Annotated in this window: 14 protein-coding genes and 1 tRNA gene; 12 read left to right on the forward strand and 3 right to left on the reverse strand. The window is 36.0% G+C overall.

Features of this window, described 5'->3' with window-relative positions; genetic code table 11:
• Nucleotides 1–412 precede the first annotated feature (412 nt).
• A complete protein-coding gene (locus tag WC614_05000) occupies nt 413–3,598 on the reverse strand; it encodes a hypothetical protein (GenBank protein ID MFA5032361.1) in 3,186 nt (1,061 codons plus the stop codon).
• Between the two features lie 417 nt (nt 3,599–4,015).
• On the opposite strand from WC614_05000, the gene dnaA reads away from it, so the two are divergent.
• On the forward strand, nt 4,016–5,320 hold the full coding sequence (gene dnaA, locus WC614_05005; protein MFA5032362.1) for a chromosomal replication initiator protein DnaA: 1,305 nt from the start codon (nt 4,016–4,018) through the stop codon (nt 5,318–5,320).
• Nucleotides 5,321–5,687: 367 nt separating this feature from the next.
• Here dnaA and WC614_05010 read toward each other — a convergent pair.
• Both WC614_05010 and WC614_05015 read right to left on the reverse strand, forming a co-directional pair.
• A tRNA-Ala gene (locus tag WC614_05010) sits at nt 5,688–5,759 on the reverse strand.
• Between the two features lie 90 nt (nt 5,760–5,849).
• Nucleotides 5,850–6,953, reverse strand: a complete 1,104-nt coding sequence (locus tag WC614_05015; GenBank protein ID MFA5032363.1) for a hypothetical protein — start codon at nt 6,951–6,953, stop codon at nt 5,850–5,852.
• A gap of 187 nt (nt 6,954–7,140) precedes the next feature.
• On the opposite strand from WC614_05015, the gene WC614_05020 reads away from it, so the two are divergent.
• The 11 genes from WC614_05020 (at nt 7,141) to WC614_05070 (ending at nt 17,488) form a co-directional block, all read left to right on the forward strand.
• The gene (locus tag WC614_05020) at nt 7,141–7,749 is read left to right on the forward strand and encodes a DUF502 domain-containing protein (GenBank protein MFA5032364.1); all 609 of its coding nucleotides are present in this window, start codon (nt 7,141–7,143) and stop codon (nt 7,747–7,749) included.
• Nucleotides 7,750–7,824: 75 nt separating this feature from the next.
• Nucleotides 7,825–8,022 carry a hypothetical protein gene (locus WC614_05025; GenBank protein MFA5032365.1) on the forward strand — a complete coding sequence of 66 codons (198 nt, stop codon included), beginning with the start codon at nt 7,825–7,827 and terminating at the stop codon, nt 8,020–8,022.
• Nucleotides 8,023–8,132: 110 nt separating this feature from the next.
• Nucleotides 8,133–9,101, forward strand: a complete 969-nt coding sequence (gene mltG / locus WC614_05030; GenBank protein ID MFA5032366.1) for an endolytic transglycosylase MltG — start codon at nt 8,133–8,135, stop codon at nt 9,099–9,101.
• Between the two features lie 7 nt (nt 9,102–9,108).
• A complete protein-coding gene (bamA, locus tag WC614_05035) occupies nt 9,109–11,340 on the forward strand; it encodes an outer membrane protein assembly factor BamA (protein MFA5032367.1) in 2,232 nt (743 codons plus the stop codon).
• Complete coding sequence (locus WC614_05040; protein MFA5032368.1) at nt 11,337–12,551, forward strand: hypothetical protein; 1,215 nt, start codon at nt 11,337–11,339, stop codon at nt 12,549–12,551. Before bamA ends, WC614_05040 begins: the two co-directional genes overlap by 4 nt.
• Nucleotides 12,552–12,567: 16 nt before the next feature.
• The gene (locus WC614_05045) at nt 12,568–13,614 is read left to right on the forward strand and encodes a hypothetical protein (GenBank protein MFA5032369.1); all 1,047 of its coding nucleotides are present in this window, start codon (nt 12,568–12,570) and stop codon (nt 13,612–13,614) included.
• Nucleotides 13,615–13,798: 184 nt separating this feature from the next.
• Nucleotides 13,799–14,815 carry an OmpH family outer membrane protein gene (locus tag WC614_05050; protein ID MFA5032370.1) on the forward strand — a complete coding sequence of 339 codons (1,017 nt, stop codon included), beginning with the start codon at nt 13,799–13,801 and terminating at the stop codon, nt 14,813–14,815.
• Between the two features lie 41 nt (nt 14,816–14,856).
• A complete protein-coding gene (gene lpxD / locus WC614_05055; protein ID MFA5032371.1) occupies nt 14,857–15,891 on the forward strand; it encodes a UDP-3-O-(3-hydroxymyristoyl)glucosamine N-acyltransferase in 1,035 nt (344 codons plus the stop codon).
• Nucleotides 15,876–16,679, forward strand: coding sequence for a UDP-3-O-acyl-N-acetylglucosamine deacetylase (lpxC, locus tag WC614_05060; protein ID MFA5032372.1), 804 nt, complete (start codon nt 15,876–15,878; stop codon nt 16,677–16,679). Before lpxD ends, lpxC begins: the two co-directional genes overlap by 16 nt.
• Nucleotides 16,664–17,095, forward strand: coding sequence for a 3-hydroxyacyl-ACP dehydratase FabZ (gene fabZ, locus WC614_05065; protein ID MFA5032373.1), 432 nt, complete (start codon nt 16,664–16,666; stop codon nt 17,093–17,095). The genes lpxC and fabZ overlap by 16 nt, the downstream gene beginning before the upstream one ends.
• Nucleotides 17,096–17,098: 3 nt before the next feature.
• A complete protein-coding gene (locus WC614_05070; GenBank protein MFA5032374.1) occupies nt 17,099–17,488 on the forward strand; it encodes a T9SS type A sorting domain-containing protein in 390 nt (129 codons plus the stop codon).
• Nucleotides 17,489–17,520 lie beyond the last annotated feature (32 nt).

Below are 17,520 nucleotides of genomic sequence, written 5' to 3' on the forward strand. Positions count from 1 at the left end.
TCGTATCAAAAGATGTCAAGGTTTTTAAATTATTTTAACTGAATGCTTTTTGAGAAGAAAGCAACTAAAGAAGCCCTTCGGTGTTTAACAGAAGGGCTTTCTTTTGGGTAGGTGGAAGCACTCCGCCTCAGCGGGGTAAAGGCAAGCGGTCACCCCTTAGCGGGATGTTCCAGATATCCCCTTTGAAATCCTGATTGCCGTCAAGCAAGTTGTGTCTACCTTTTTACCAGAGCATTAAAGCCCTGCCTACCCTTTTTTTGATAAACAAACGGGACGGGCACACGCTTAGATCTGCCCCTACAATAAATAAAAGTGCTGCAAAGATTAGAAGATTACAGGGAATAGAGAAGAGACGCAAGGCTAATGCCTTGCCCTACATACTGAAATACTAACAAACGGTAAGCAAGTAGAATTACTCTGTGGAGAGGGCTTTGAAGTAAGCTTTTATTAATTGTTCGGATTCTTTTGGGTACTTCTTTTTCAGAGCCTCAATAATGGCTTTTTGCGAGACACCCCGTTTTGTTATTAATCCGGGCTCTTTTGGAGAGGGCAAGAACATATTCTCTCCAGGCTCTGCGATACGTTGACGGGATGTTTTCCTTGTATAAATAGATTTTTGTGCATCCAATAAATGGCTCAATAATTTGTTTTGCCTTTCTACGATTTCTTTAGTAATTCCGGATTGCATTTTTTTTGCGATGCTTTCCATCTCCTGTGACATAGCATTCATATCTCCCAAAGTCTTTCCTTTTAATCCGTCCCCGATTTCTTTAAGCGCTTCCGCAAGCGCAGACTGTTTTCCCATAAATTGGGCAAGCTGTTCTCCCATATCGGATTGCGTCATATTAAAAGACATAAACGACATACACGTTTGATTTAATGCCTGCTGGTCTTTTGTTATTTGAGACAACTGCTGCATCATTTCCGGCATTCCCGATGCAGACATAGAACTCTGGAGAGACTTTTCCGCTTCCATAAGAGAGAAAATCACTTCGTTCAGCTTTGACATTGCCTGAATCTGACTTCTTTTGCTGAATATGTTTCGTCCCTGTCTGTTCGCTTCAAATTCTTTTTTTGCGTTTCCCATTAAATTAATAGCATCCTGCGTAAGCTTTTTTGTGTCACCGGAAATAAACGGCGTCATTTTCATAACGACTGCCAACTCGTTCATCAACATTTTAGCGCCTTTTATTAATGCTTCCTGTTTGAACGCTTTGTCTAAACCTGAAGTATTGGATAAGTTTTCTTCTTCGTTAGACAGAAAAAGGAAATCATTCTTTAATTTATTTATTTCTTGTGTCATTTGGGACTTCTTTTTGTCTATCATTTTTTGGTGAATGGAACTTAAACTCGCGCTTAAATCCGATAACTCTTGTCGAACCTCATCCTGTAATTGCAAAGGTTTCTGTCCTTTTGATAATTTACTTGCCGCATCCGACATTTTAGATTGTGTCTTTTGCGCCTTATTAGATTCTTTTGCCAGTTTTTTATTATTAGATTCTTTTGCCAGACTATCTATTTCTTTTGTCAGTTCTTCAAGCTCTTTTTGCAGACCTTGTTCCGCGTCGGACAACTCTTTCTTTGATTGTTTCATATCACTTTTTGCGGTTTTCTCGTTCAAGTTTTTTTGTTTCTCTGCAAGTTCTGATGCCCTGTCCGCCAGCGATGCAAGATATTGTTCCTGTTTATATTGTTTCAGCATCTCTATCGAATTTTCAATTCTTTGCCTGAGTTCTTCCTGTGTCATCTTAAAATTTTTCATCGCTTCTTTCATAAGTTCCGGAGTCTTGTTCATCATTTCCTGCATTTTTTGAATAGCTTCATCAATCTTCTCGAGGTTAAGTTCATTAAAAAGAGTTTTTAATTCTTCTATTTTTTCCATTAACTCTTTGTCCACCCACATAGTATTTTCCGCAGCTTTATACAACTTATCTATTTCTTTTGACAACTCTTCTATTCCCTTAGTAATCGCTTTTTCTTTTTGCAAAGCATCTTTCAGGGCTTGTTTATCGTTCCAGTCTAATTTATCTTTCTTTGTAATGGCTTCTATTTGTTTGTTATTTTCTTTCAAGTCTTTTAATATTTGTTGTAACTCGGTTGTGGCGTTATCCTGAGTTTTTTTAACTTCTTCCGTAACCTGTTTATATATATCTTCGACCGTAGGAAAGACCAACTTAAACTCTTCTGATTTGGTAGTCTTGTATCCGTTAATAACGTCGTTATCCTGCACTTCCATCCAGTATTTTACGGCATCTCCCGGGTATAAAGACAATTGCGACAAATCCCAGACGTAAGAAATGTTTGTATCCGTAGGCAGGTTATTGTCTGAGGTTACAATCCATTCTCCTTTATCGCTCAAGAGTTTTATTTTATGAAAACCGAAGTCATCCGAAATATGGGCAAGTATCGGCATCCTCATATCGGAAGGTATTTCCATATCCCTGCCGGGATAAATTACTTCTATTTCGGGAAATTTATCTTTCCATATGTTGATAGCGTAAGTCTCCGGACTTATTGTTTCCAAGCCATTTTTTGCCTTAAGGTATATTCTATACCTATCAGGAGTGCTTACGAGAAATTCTGTTTTTATAGTATCTTTATGTGCTTCTGTCCGATAACACGGAGGCTTCGCACCCTGTTTTGTTTGTTGCCTGCCTAAGGGCAAGACAGGCAAAGAAAATTCTACTCGCCCGGAATCTATACTATCGTTTGCGACGGCGATAAAGTTGATTTTCGTCCCCTGCAAAGCGGATATTTCAGGAAGATTGCTAACAAAAGGAGGTAGTTTTGTATATGCGGGATAGATATAAGTAAGATTGAACTCTCTTATCCATGGTTGAATAATTGCGGATATATTATAGGTATCGCTGACAACGTCTCCTTTTTTTACATAATAAGAAAACGATTTGTTAACGGTTAAATTTTTTACATATCCTTCTTTGCGAGACAGGATATAAACAGAATCGTCCACAACAAGTGAAATTTTATCCGGCAAGACGCCGGAAGGGATTACTTTTATTTCAACTGGTTTTCCATAGAGCAACTTTTTGTTTCCCGGTTCAATGGCAAAAGAAAGGAATTTGTTTTGAGGGAGGAAAAATCTTTTTACCCCAGGAAGCCGGGGAGAAGGGAGAGAAACAATTTCTACCGCCAAAGCAATAATACTTATTAATAAGGGGATAGCGGGCAAGCGTTTTTTTATTATAGTTCCCGTTTTCCATTTCTGCAATAACTTCCATGTTTCTTTTCTTATTTCCTCTATCAGTTCGGTTGAGTACCCCAATGTTGTCGGGTAATCGTATATCGCGGAAAACAGTCTTCCTTTGAATTGTTCGGACGTAGTCCCGCCAAGGCGGGATTGTTTTTCTATTTCAGAAACGGGATCAAACTTATATTGAATGGCTGCCCAAAAACCAAGAAAAAAAGTCAAAGACAGCAATACCCACCTTGCAAGACAAGGCAAAAACAACAAATAATCCAGGGCAAGAAAGGCCAATAATCCAAGGTTTACAACGACAAACATCCTTGCTGCTACATTTATAAAAGTTACGAGTATTGTAATTTTTTTAATTTTATTTTTTATGTTTTTAATTTCCATTTGTATATATCTATTAAAATATTAAAGGTGCTAAAAGTCAAGCATTTCTCTACAAAAGCATTTTTGCAAGAGATGGGCGACTTTGAAACAAAAAGGTCAATATGTCAAGACAAAAAATTTATAAAAATTATTTTATTTTTTCATTTTTTTTCCTCTTGACATGACAACATATCTTTGGTTATGTTAGCAACATAATTTTGTTAATTTAAGTCTATGCTCTTTCTTCTTGGTAAAACTAAGTAAAAATAAACAAAGGATAAAAGTTAATATTATGATTGTTAATAACTCTCTCTCTCTGAAGTATGCATCCTCTAAATCCTTAATAAATAAAGATTTACAGAACAAGCCAATGTTAATAACTTTGTGGACAACTTTTATGCTAAAAAGTCGTATCTCTTTATATTTCAAAAACTTAAGATGACGCCTGACGCAGAAAAATTGTGGTTAAAAATTCTTGAGGGGGTAAAAACTCAAGTTCCTCTTCAAATATACACAACATGGTTTGAACCTACGGTGGGCGAATCTATTTCTCAAAATACACTCTGGGTAAAAGTCCCGAATCGGTTCTTTGTAGATTGGATAGAAGAACATTACCATTCTATGATCTACGATATCCTTAAGGTCGAGGACGATAAGATAAAGATAAGATACAAACTTGTAGAGCAAACAAAAGAAACTTCTTCTACGAAAATTTATGATACAGATGCGTCTCATTTGCAAACCCGTTATACGTTTAGTAATTTTATTACCGGGGCAAGCAATAAGTTTGCGCAGGCGGCAGCGATGGCAGTCGCGTCTGCTCCCGGGAAACAATATAATCCTTTGTTCCTTTATGGAAATGTAGGGTTAGGAAAAACTCATTTGCTCCAGGCAATAGGAAATTACATAAAAGAACATACTGCCGATGCTAAAGTTTATTATATAGAATGTGAAAGTTTTATGAACGAGATGGTTGATGCGATTCAAAATAATCGTATAATGCAATTTAAAAATAAGTATAGGAAAAAGGATGTTTTGCTTATAGACGATATACAATTTTTGGAAGGGAAAGAAGGGCTACAGGAAGAAATATTCCATACGTTTAATTTTCTATATGATGCCGGAAAACAAATTGCATTATCTTCGGATAGACCTCCTCAAGGTCTGGCAAATTTAGAAGAACGACTTGTGTCGAGATTCCAGGGAGGGCTTGTTTGTGATATCCAGTCTCCTAATATTGAAATGAGAGTTGCAATCTTAAAAAAGAAAATAGCTACATCTAAGTCTAAAGTTCCGGACGAAGTAATAAATTATATTGCGGAACAATTCTCTTCTAATATTCGGGAGTTGGAAGGGGCTCTTGTAAAAATACTTGCATTATCTACTTTTACAAACGAGACAATAAATCTTAATACTACAAAAGAACTTTTAAAGGATATGGTTACAGTTAAGAAAATAATAACTATAGATGTAATTAAAAAGGTAGTGGCAAGTTATTATAATATTTCACTTGCGAGTTTAAAAAGTAACCGCAGGATGCAGTCAATCGTAAAACCACGAAATATCGCCATTTATTTAGCGAGAGAATACACTCATCTTTCTTTAGTAGATATAGGGGAAGCTTTTGGCGGGAAAAACCATGCTACTATACTACATTCTTATAACCAAATAGTTAAACTTTTAAATAAAGAAGAAGAGAAGAAAGAACTTAGTAACATTTTAAAGTTACTAACTACTGATTAACTATTATTTGTTAATAACCCATTTATTTTAAACATTTTATTAACAATTAATATTCCTTTGAATATTTATTAAATATAAGTTTTTAGAAGTTATTCTACTTATCCACAGATCTTATTATATTTATTATGTTTATTTAAATATATGTTATTAAGAATAATGTTGCTAAGTGAAAATGGAAAAGATAGTAAAAACTGTATTATATATTAATTAATAAAAAAATAAGATAGGATTGATAATATTAAAGAAAAAATGGAATTACTAAAAGTAATATTAATTTAATAATAATATAAAATATGAAAAAATAAAACTTTTAACCCTAGAGGAACATAAATCAACACAGATAAAATAAAAAAAATAACTAAAAAAATGGAGGTGAGGGGAATCGAACCCCTGGCCCCTTGCTTGCAAAGCAAATGCTCTCCCGCTGAGCTACACCCCCATAAACAAATTAAATATCAAAAATCAAATATATATAAAACTAAACTAATACACAAATCTCCAGCATAGCTGGAAAGGGCCTTCTAAAATATTAAAAATTATAACCTAAAGATAAACCGGTTACCGCTCTAGTAAATAATAAATCATTACAAAATATATCTATTTTAAAGTTGTTAAAATTAAATCCCCATCCGACATAAAGATTAAAATTATTATCGTTTTTCATCCCTTGAGAGATTATAATTATTTCCTGCTCTTGTTGTTCTAGGGTAGTATATATAATTTTTCCCTTTAATCCTAAACGCGCAGTAAACCATTTTGTTACTTCTTTTTCTGCTCCAATTGTAAAAATAGGAGATAGTATATTATTTACAAATGTCGTATCCTGAATTACAGTATTATCTTTAGTGTTTCCAAAATTAACGCCAAATAATAACATTGTATTCTCTACGGGATAGAAAAGCGCGCTAAAAAATAAATTTATAATATTAAAGGTTAATTTTTCCCCTGTCGTATCTTTATTTATTTGTTCCCATTCTTTATTATATTTATCGTAACCACCGCCAATAATAAATACATCTTTCTTATTGGCAAATGTTTGCACAAACCTTATATTATTTAGATACGAAATATGTCCCTTTGTTTTAAAAATAACCGGAGTTCCATTATCAATGTCTCTATAATCCAAAGTTGTTTTTAGTATGGAGGTAGAAACATCCACATATAAAAGAGGATTATAATAATATTTTATTCCCAGTGTTCCTTTTAATATATTTAAGTATTGGGTATGGTCTAATAAAGGGTCTTCAGAGTGAAAGAATTTATCTTCTATTTTTATCCCTATGGATTTTTTACCATAAAAAAACTCAAAGTTTGGCATATTGGCAATATTATTATCTATAATAGAAGGGATATGGTTAACAAGGGAAGTTATTACGGATGGCAAGGTATCCGTATTCACTCCAAACCCGATTGTTCCGTATTTGTTGTTGCCTAAAAATCCGTTAAAGGAAAGGGGGTTTTTGATTTCAGTAAATATTGTGTTGGAGAAAGACGATATTTCTCCGGGGTATAGTTTTACGTTTGTTTCATCTATGAGTAATTTGGAATCTCCGCCAAGAGCAGAGACTCTTGTTTCCGAGGAAAAGGAAACAAAAGGCATTAAACATATAAAAAGGGTAAGTAAGTTTTTCATTTTATTCCTTCCTGCCTAACGGCAGGCAGGTTAGATTAAGTGGAAAGAATATTTATTTAAGGGATATTGTCAAGTTTTTTCGAGGAAGGGAAAATTCGGATAAATAAAAAAGATTTTTATGAAAAACTGGATACAAGAGAAAGTTATTGACATTTAAAGACAAATATCTATACTAAGTTTATAATTTATGAGAAAAAATCTTATTGCGGGGGCAATAGCTTTATTGCCGATAGGGTTGACCATTTTTGTTTTCTGGTTCCTTATCGATAAGTTCGGCGGTATTTTCTCTAATTGTTTTAAGTTAATACCGGGTGTTTGCACGCTACATCCGTTTATTCATTCTTTTATGGGGTTTTTGGCGTTTGTGATTGTTGTGTGGATAATAGGCGCAATTGCAACGAGTTACATCGGACACAGGTTTTTTGTTTTATGGGAATCAATTATGATAAAGGTTCCGTTTATTCGTCCGATATATGCTGCCGGTCGTCAATTGTCGGATGCATTATCGATAGATAAAGCAAAATCTGCATTTAAGAGTGTCGTGATAGTGGAGTTTCCGCGTAAAGGTGTTTATTCTATGGGGTTTCTTACGAATGATAAATCTTTAAAAATTAAGGACGTTCCTGATAACATAAGCGTATTTGTTCCTACTGTTCCGAATATTACAACGGGGTTCTATTTAATAATGCCGCGTTCGGAAGTAATTGAAATTCCGATTACAATAGATGCGGCATTACGGACAATCGTTTCCGGAGGGATAATTTCGCCGGAATGGCAAACAGCTAAAGCATCTTAGAGGAGGGTAGACAGAAAAAAGGACTAAAGTCCAAACACCCTCAGCTAAAAGCTGGGTAGAAAGGAAGGAGTTAAAATGAAAAACAAAGATAAGCAGGGTAGTTCTGTGGGAATGCTAAAACTTAAAACAAAGAACTGGGCGTTTATAGGCGGCGGAGTACTTTTGGTTATTGCAGGGTTTTATTTTTTGCATTTGGGTTCTATGGTATTGGCTCCTGTTTTGCTGGCATTGGGGTACTTTGTGTTAATACCTATCGGAGCAATAATTAAATAACGTTTATAACGGGACAGGAATAAATTATCCCACTTATCGGGCTGTTACAGTTATAAAGAAAAAGGATCACAAGCAAGATGCTTGTGTTACAGCGCAAAGGTGATTGTAATATGACATTTTTACTTATTAGTCTTTTATGTGCGCAACCGGTATCTCAACAAACAAACGGCGGGCAGGCTTTTGACGAGGCAGGGGTAAAAATCTCAAAGGGAGAATCCGTTGCCGAGATGGCGAACAAATTACATTCTGCAGAGATAATAAACTCCAAGTTTTGGTTCAGGGTTTATGCCAAACTTACACAGGCTGACCGCAAAATAAAAGCAGGATACTATGTTTTAAGAAAACCATCTTCTATAAAGAGCGTTCTTAGAAAAATGATACTTGGCGAAACTTCGGACATAAAAGTTACCATACCGGAAGGGTTTATGTTGAAAGAAATAGGCGTTTTATTGTCTGAAAAAGTTGGAGTAGACACCGGCGAGTTTTTTTCTCTCGTTTATGATACGGCATATATACATAAATTTAAGATAAATGCTTCTTCTTTGGAAGGGTATCTGTTTCCGGAGACTTATTTAATTCCTTATGGCGCAAGCGCTAAAGAAATTATTCCCCGCTTTATTAACGAATTTTTTTCTGTATTTACGGATTCTTTGCAAAAAAGAGCTGCTAAAATGTCTTTTTCTCCTGAAAAAATCATAACATTAGCATCTCTTATTGAAAAAGAAACGAGTTGCGATTCTGAAAAACCAATTATATCAGGGGTATATTACAAAAGGTTAAAAAAGGGAATGCTTCTTCAATGTGACCCTACCGTTCAATATGTGTTGACTTCTCACAAAACTGATTTAAGTTACAAAGACTTAAAAGTGGATTCAAAATATAATACTTATTTATACAAAGGTTTGCCGCCCGGTCCTATATGTTCTCCCGGGAAAAAGTCTATTGTTGCCGCATTGTGGCCACAGGATACGCCTTATTTATATTTTGTTTCTCAAGGGAAAACACATATATTCTCAAAAAACAATGAAGAACATAATATTGCAAAAGCAAAAGCAAAGGCAATTAGGAAAAACACATAAGGAAAAAATGAATAAATTATTTATCTCTTTTGTCTTTTTAGGTTTTTTTGCCACTACTTTATTTGCAGATATGATTGTTGACATAAAAGCTCAAGGGATAAGGCGGGTTAGCACGGATGCGATTATTTCAATATCGGGATTAGAAATAGGCAGCGAACTTACTCCTGAAAGTGTTCAAAAAGCGATAAAACAATTGTATGCGGGAGGACTATTTGAGACAGTTGCGATTGGTGCCGACAAAATGGGTAATGGGGTAACAGTTACCGTTAACGTGAAAGAATGGCCAATTGTCCTTAAAGTTAGTTTCAAAGGTAATAAAAAATTTAAGGCCAAGTCACTTATTGAAATATGTCAATTAAAAGAATTTAGTATTGCCTCGGAATCTGCAATATTTGATGCGGTTGTTAAAATTCGCCAGGCATATGAAAAAGAAGGTTTCTATGCGGTTAATATTAGTCCGGATATTAAAGAAGAAGAAGGGAGAGCTAAAGTAAAGTTTATAATAAAGGAAGGGAACAAGATTAAAGTAAAGGAAGTAATAATTGATGGGAATTATGCATTTTCCGATAAAAAAATAAGAAAACTAATGAAAAACAGAGCTAAGTATTGGTGGCCATGGAGCGGCAAATTTAATAAAACTGAGTTTAATGAAGACCCGTCAAGAGTCGTTAATTTTTATCAATCAAATGGCTATCCTCATTGCCAGCTTGTTTCGGCAGATATCGTTCCTGTTGGGAAGGGCGAATGGGCTAATCTTCGCGTAGAAATCTCCGAAGGGAAGCCGGTTTATTTTGGCAACATCTCATTCGAGGGCAATGAATTCCTGAAAACGGAGAACTTAAAAACGAAACTAAAATTCAAAAAAGGAACGCTGTATTCCAAAGACAAGTTATCTAGAACTCTGGAAGAAATATATGGTCTATATAGTGATTATGGATACTTATACCTAAGCATAGATCCTTGCGAGACATTAGATAGCTTAAGCATTCAGGAAACGGTAGATATAACTTTCAAAATAAAAGAAGGTATTCCGGCAAGGGTACACAAAATAGAAATTGCTTCCAACCTTACAACTCATGATAATGTAATTCGTAGAGAATTGACAATTTTTCCGGGGGAAATATTTTCCCGTAAGAAACTAATAGTATCGCAAAGAAAGATTTTCAATTTGGGCTTTTTTAAGAACGTAACGGTAGATACTCGTCAAGCAAGCGATTCTGGGGATATTGATTTGATTTTAAACATAGAAGAGAAGGCAGCCGGGCAAGCTTCTGCCGGAGCGAGCTACTATCCAAAGTATGGGATAGTAGGAAATCTGTCTTTAAGTACGCCAAATTTGAGAGGGATGGGGGAATATTTGTCTATTAGTTATGAGAAGGGGCAGAGCATAGAGAATATAACTTTAGGATATCAGAAACCATGGTTGTTTGATTCCCCAATGAGTTTGGGGTTTAATGTGTATAAAAGCACGACAGCTATGTCGAGCTATAACTTACGTAAAATAGGTGGGAATACTACGTTAGGATTTCAGGTGCCTAGATTGGATTATACGAAAGCTTCCGTGTCATATACATTGGAAAATGTTGGTCTTGCGGGGGAAACTGGGAATTTAACTCGTTGGTATTTGGACCAGGAAGGGATAAGGAGTATGGTAGGATTTGGATTGGTTCGCGATTCTAGAGACAACTTTTTAAATCCAACGACAGGAAGTCGCAACAGTTGTAATGTAGCGTTTTCCGGTGGAATTTTTGGAGGGGACATAAATTATCATAAAGAAACATTTGAAAGTGTCACATACCATAAGTTATTCTGGAGGTTTGTGTTGGGGATGAGGAGTAAAATAGGCGTAATAAATGGGTATACATCAGGAGATAATGTTCCGGTGTATGAGAAGTTTATTCTTGGAGGAATAGGCGACTGGGGGCTCAGAGGGTATAAAGATTGGGAAATTGGCCCTCGTTTGAATGGAGAGATAGTAGGCGGCAATTTTGCATCACTGTTTACAATAGAGGCAAAACTTGCATTTGATGAAAATATGTACCCATTGATATTTTTTGATGCCGGGAATACATGGCCGGATTTCAAGAGTGCAAATTTGCAGGGTTTAAGAAAAGGTGTCGGAGCTGGATTCAGAATAGAGATACCAATGATGGGGTTAATTGGTTTTGATATGGGGTATGGAATAGATGCCGTGCCACGAGATTGGGAATTTCATTTACAGATGGGGAGGACATTTTGAAAATTAAAAATCAAAAATTAAAAATCAAAATTCAGAAGAGAGAGAAAAACAAGATGAGAATTTGCCATTTGTTTTTAGCGGGATGTTCCATATTTATTCTAGTCGGATGCGGGCAAAAACAACCAATTGGATATGAAATAGTAAAAGAAAGAGCAGGGGATATAAAAGTAGCGTCGGGGGTGTTTGGTTCTCGTTCTTTCATAACAGATACCTTTAATTATATGTCAGGAGTCAGTTGTTTATATGCCGGGAATAAAGAATATTTTGAAGCAAAATCTTTTTTATATTTTTATACAAAAAAAGATAGTGTTGGGCTTAACCCGGAGTCATTGTATATCGTGGGGAAGGATTCAGGGAAAGTGTATGTTTATAGAGTGTTTGGAACGCCAAGTATGGATTCTTTAGTGTGGAGCAATGCGCCGAATGTGATATTAATGGATTCTATGGAATTAATAAAAGACAGTGCTGTTGCAATTTGCATAGATAGCCTTGCGGCAGATACCGGATTTTATTTTGCATTGTGTGGCACGACTTCTGAAATGATAGGGATACATAATGTATATGCGGGGAAAAGATCGTGGTTAACGACAGATGGAGATACGAGCAAAAAATATTATCCTGCTAAAGCAACATATATAGATACGAGTAGTTTTCCTGTAGATAGTTTAGGGGATTCTTTAATGATGCTCCAGACGGGGGGGTACGTAACAAAGTGTTCAACTTATATAAAGGTGGAGTTTGAAAGGATGGGCGTTTGTATCATAGTCGAAGATACTACTGTAAACATAAAAAATGTACCAGTGGACAGTGTTGTTATAGATATAAAAAAGGTATCGGCAGCAAAAGATACAACAATAGATACAGTAGCAGTAACGGTAGATTCGTTGACTGATTCCTTGCGTACTGCGTGGAAACTTGATTCTGCTACGGTGAATAAAGCAGTATTAACGATGCGGATAGATACGGGAAAATCGTATAATTGGGCAGGCAAAAAAATTAATGTAAAGTATAAAGACTATAGCAGTTACGCTTATATTGCGGAAGATTCCGTCGTTCTGACGATACCTCTCATAATCGGGGAATGGTTTAAGAAAGGGTATAGATTAGGGACAATGCTCAGCAGTGACGGTTCGGATATTTCAAGAATTATAATAAAACCTGATTTCAAACTTGATATAACATATACGTTACCCAATAAAAAGAAAAAATAAACACGGAGGGATGCGGATGTTGACACGGATAAACACGGAGATAAAAGAATGTTGTTTTGCCTATCGTTTCAGGTGGATTATTTTGGGGGTTGGTATTTTTGTGATAAGTTGTAGTAATATATATTCGTATTCGTTATTTTCCGGGGCGGATATTGGCGAACCCAATACGGATATTCGTCTTGTTAAAGTAAATATTCCAAAAGAATGGTGTTTTGAGATAGCCTTTAGTGGAGAATTAGTAAGGTCGTCTTACTTAGAAACAGATAGTGTTAGCGTTTCAAACTTTGATTTTACCGTTCCTTATATAGAGTGGACATTGCCGCTGCCAAAGAATTTTGGCGTTACACTAGGCGTAAATGAGATTTTTAATATAAACTATGATATCTTAAGTCCTACAGAACAGATAGGTAGCGATTCTGTTTTTCACAATGTAAAAAGTAGAGGTAGTGTTTCAGATATTAACTTAATAGGGGATAAGAATTTGGGCAATTTTGCTACGGTAGGTGCGGGAGTTTCTCTTTTGTTCGGTTCAGTGGAAGAACAATGGACTGCAAATCACATTAGATACGGAACAGTCACCGATACAACAGCGTTTTACTATACCAACAGCGCTACCTTTAACGGAGCCGGGATTGTTGGGAATATTGGGTTAAGGTTTGGAAAAGTGGAACTGGGTGCTAGCTATTTAGGAAAGTCAACGCTGAATAGTTCCAATAAACTGCCGGACAGAATTAGAACTTCGTTAAGTTATAATATTATTTCTGACTTTAAAATTGGCTTCGGAACGGAAGATTGGTTGTTTGAGGAGCCATATAAACCTTTGAGTAGATTGGCAATAACAGGGGAAGTTGGCAAAAAGACAAAATATAAAGCAGGAGTATACAAGAAAGATTGGTATTATGGTAATATTAAAGAAAAAGGAGGAATGTTTGGCGTAAATTTGTTACTCAAATCTATGCTTCAATTAGGGTTAACCGGCGAATATGGAATAAGGGACAACGGAACCTTACGCGAAGAAACGTATAGAGCATATTTAACAATACAAGGGAAAGAAGCTTTCTAGATGTAGAATTCACGGAATGTGGCTTCTCTCCAAATGCAGAAAAAGATTTAATATCTAAAGCTAATGTTTTTACAAACTCTTTAGAGATAATATATTTTTGAGAGAAAAGGTTGCAAGCCATTTGACTGTGAGGGTTTGTTATCCAGAAGAAAATCCCGTATTAGCGGGGTTAAGAGGGGGGACAATGAGAATAAGGCAGTTAAGACACAAAAAAACTCAGAATTTCGTTGTTGTTTTCTTTTGCTTGTTTGCATTTGGTTATAATGCTTATTCCGCCTCAGGCGGAGCAGAAATAAAGATGGGGTATATAGATTCCAACCGTCTTTTAAATGAATACAAAGGGAAAGACGAGCTTAAAGTTAAACTTCAGAAACAACTAGAAAAATGGGAAAAAGATGCAATAGCCCAAAAAGAGAAAATACAAAAACTCATAAAGGAATTTGAAAGCCAGGGCGCTATGTTGTCTGATGATGCAAAAGCTCGCAAACAAAAAGACATAGAACAAAAACAAATGGAATATGAAACATTTGTGCAAAAAATATGGGGAGCCGAAGGGGAGGCAAAAAAGATAAATGAAGAAGTAATGAAACCCGTTGTAGATAAAGTGAATATTATCCTGCAAAGAATAGGCAAAGAAAGAGAGTATAGCATAATATTTGACGTTGCTTCTACTGGGGTTGTATACGCAAAAGAAGGTATGGATTTGACCAACGAAGTAGTTGACGAAATAAATAAAGAATTTGCTCCGGTTAGTGCCGCAAAAGCAGATACCGGCAGGACTTATTTTTGTGTTATGAGACTTAAAGAAAACAGTGAAGCATCAAAATATACGGATAGTAACACAATGGTCAAATACATAAAAGGAGGATTAAACGGTTCAAAAGATGCTAAATATAAGTTAGTAGAACCCAATATATTTAATGCTGCCTTAGAACAAGTAAATATTGGCGGCAAGAAAGAAGAAGATTTGACTCCCGAAGAAGCAGCTAAAGTAGGAGAATATGCAAATGCAAATATTGTAATAATAGGCTCGGTAGAAAGGATAGGGGAGTCGGTAACGTTAAGGTGCAAGGTTGTAAATGTCTCTGATTCACGAATACTTGCGGATGTATCTGAGACAAGTCGAACATCGGAAACAACCGATTTGAATAATATGACGAATAAAATCATAACGAAAATAATTGAAAAACTAAAGAAATAATTATTTGGACTTTGCGACGCAAGGAGCAGTAGTCAGTTTTTATGAAACTTAAAGAAATAGCGGAATTTGTGAAAGGCGTATTAACCGGTCCGGCAGATTTAGAAATTGTCGGGATAGCAAGGATAGAAGAAGCTAAAACAGGAGAACTGACATGGTTTTCGCATCCGAGATATAAAAAATGGTTAAGCAAGACACAAGCTTCGTGTGTTGTTGTTTTGAACAGAGAGGATATTTCAGAAGTCAATACGATAGAAGTTGAAAGTTTAGCCGTTGCGATGGAATCTCTTTTGCTAAAATTTTATCCGTTAACTCCTTTGCCTACAGCTGGCATAAGTACATTATCTAAAATAGGGAAAAACGTAAAAGCAGGAAAGAACATAAGTGTAGGAGACTTTGTTTGCATAGGATACGAAACAGAAATTGGTGATAACACTATCATAATGGATGGGGCGTACATAGGCAATAAAGTAAAAATAGGAAAGAACTGTCAGATTCATCCAAACGCCGTTATAAAAGAAGATGTGTTTCTTGGAGATAGAGTTGTAATTGGAGCAGGGACAGTAGTAGGAAGCGACGGGTTTGCATATAACCGCATAGCAAGCGGATATAAAAGAATGCCACATCGTGGAGGAGTTATTTTGGAAGATGATGTAGAAGTTGGAGCAAATTCAACGATCGATAAATCCGTTGTTGGCAATACAATTGTAAAAAAAGGTACAAAACTTGACAATCTTGTTCACGTTGCCCACAATGTAATAATTGGGGAAAACACTATTCTTTGCGCACAGGTTGGCATTGCGGGAAGTGTCAATATCGGCAACAATGTGGTTATTGCGGGACAGGCGGGAGTGCCGGATCATATAACAGTAGGAGATAATGTTGTTATTGCTGCTCAATCTGGCGTAACAAAAGATATCCCCGAGGGCATTACGGTATCAGGTTTTCCGGCGCGGCCGCATATAGAATCTAATCGCGCATATAGTTTGCTAATTGACTTGCCTGATTTATTTAAAAGGGTTAAAAAACTCGAAGAACAATCACCGCCGAGGCGGGATGTCCCATGCAAGCAACAATAAAAAAAATTATTTCTTTTGAAGGGATAGGCATACATACTGGAACATATGGTAAAATGGTTGTAATGCCTGCCCCTGAAAATACCGGTATAGTATTTAATTGTAATGGGCATAGCATTCCCGCAAGCATAGATTACGTTTGCGACACCATTCACGGAGTAAATTTAAAACATAATAACATAGAAATTAAGAGTTGTGAGCATATTTTATCCACTCTTTACGGTATGGGCATAACGAATGCAATTATAGAATTGATAGAAGGAAAAGAGATACCGGCCATGGATGGCAGCAGCAAAGCTTTTGTCGAATCGATAGAAATAGCAACGCAAACCATTGCTAAAAGAGTGGTTAAACCGACGGAACCTATTTTTATGACAACGAAAGATTCTGCTATATTTTTATCCCCCGCCGATGAATTTAAAATATCTTTTGTTGCAGAATATAATTACCCGGGATTTACCCCTCAATATAAAAGCCTTGTTATATCGCCGGAGGTATATGCGAACGAAATAGCGCCATCACGTACATACACATTTACAGGATGGGTGGAGAATCTAAAAAAACAAGGACTTATTCAGGGGGGCAGTATGGAGAACGCTCTGATAATGGACGAAAATGGAGCATTGAATGGACTCAGGTTCCCAGATGAGCCGGTTAGACATAAGATGCTCGACATTATTGGCGATATTGCCTTGGCAGGGGTAAGCCTTAAATGTTGGATATTTGGAATAAAATCCGGACATAGTTTAAATTGTGAACTCGCAAGGAGGTTGAAATGCAGTTTGATATAAGAGATATTTTAAAAATAATGCCACACAGGTATCCTATGTTGCTTGTGGACAAAATAGTTGCTTTGGATGACAATTCTGTTATAGGCGAAAAGTGCGTTACCATAAACGAACCTTTCTTTATGGGGCATTTCCCGGGACATCCAATAATGCCGGGTGTTTTAATAATAGAATCAATGGCACAAGTAGGAGGCTTCTTGCTCTTACATAGAGTTAAGGATAAAAAGGATAAAGTGGTGTATTTTTTAAAAATAGACGGAGTAAGATTTAGGCATCCGGTTTTACCGGGAGATGTTTTAAGAAGTGAGCTTGAACTGCTTAAATATAGAGAAGGGCTTTGTGTGATGTCAGCCAAAGCTTATGTAAAAGATGTTCTTGTTGCGGAAGGCGAATTTACAGCAAAAGTAATGGATAAATAATTTATGTCAAAATACATAACCGTATACTTAGTTTGTTTTTTAGTCTGTACGATAGGGGTAAAAGCTTATGGAGTTGGTGTCGAAGAATTATGTGATACTATGGCTTTAGGATTTATTGGAAAGTATGATACGAAAGCGTATATTCTTTTACAAAATTCTCCTAATCCTTTTGTTAAGAGCACAAGAATTATTTATTATATTCCCGAAAGGAAGAAAATTATGTTAACAGTTTATAATTTAAAAGGCGAAATAGTTAAAACAGCTTTGGATAAAGAACAAGATAGAGGTTGGCACGCGGTAAGTTTATGTTCAAACAACAAACTTCCGAATGGTGTTTATTTTTATCAGATAGCAACACCTGCCTACCATCAGGCAGGAAGGATTTTAGAATAGCCAAGAAAATGGTCAAAATGTGGTAGACAGGA

The sequence above is a fragment of the bacterium genome (assembly GCA_041649255.1).
Classification (GTDB): Bacteria; Hydrothermota; UBA3073; order JACQXS01; family JAQTXJ01; genus JAQTXJ01.

Coding starts and splice junctions, on each gene's coding strand:
- mltG (MFA5032366.1), top strand. CDS start 8,133: ATGACATTTTTACTTATTAGTCTTTTATGTGCGCAACCGGTATCTCAA.
- WC614_05000 (MFA5032361.1), bottom strand. CDS start 3,598: ATGGAAATTAAAAACATAAAAAATAAAATTAAAAAAATTACAATACTC.
- WC614_05045 (MFA5032369.1), top strand. CDS start 12,568: ATGTTGACACGGATAAACACGGAGATAAAAGAATGTTGTTTTGCCTAT.
- WC614_05015 (MFA5032363.1), bottom strand. CDS start 6,953: ATGAAAAACTTACTTACCCTTTTTATATGTTTAATGCCTTTTGTTTCC.
- bamA (MFA5032367.1), top strand. CDS start 9,109: ATGAATAAATTATTTATCTCTTTTGTCTTTTTAGGTTTTTTTGCCACT.
- WC614_05025 (MFA5032365.1), top strand. CDS start 7,825: ATGAAAAACAAAGATAAGCAGGGTAGTTCTGTGGGAATGCTAAAACTT.
- WC614_05070 (MFA5032374.1), top strand. CDS start 17,099: ATGTCAAAATACATAACCGTATACTTAGTTTGTTTTTTAGTCTGTACG.
- WC614_05020 (MFA5032364.1), top strand. CDS start 7,141: ATGAGAAAAAATCTTATTGCGGGGGCAATAGCTTTATTGCCGATAGGG.
- lpxD (MFA5032371.1), top strand. CDS start 14,857: ATGAAACTTAAAGAAATAGCGGAATTTGTGAAAGGCGTATTAACCGGT.
- lpxC (MFA5032372.1), top strand. CDS start 15,876: ATGCAAGCAACAATAAAAAAAATTATTTCTTTTGAAGGGATAGGCATA.
- dnaA (MFA5032362.1), top strand. CDS start 4,016: ATGACGCCTGACGCAGAAAAATTGTGGTTAAAAATTCTTGAGGGGGTA.
- fabZ (MFA5032373.1), top strand. CDS start 16,664: ATGCAGTTTGATATAAGAGATATTTTAAAAATAATGCCACACAGGTAT.
- WC614_05050 (MFA5032370.1), top strand. CDS start 13,799: ATGAGAATAAGGCAGTTAAGACACAAAAAAACTCAGAATTTCGTTGTT.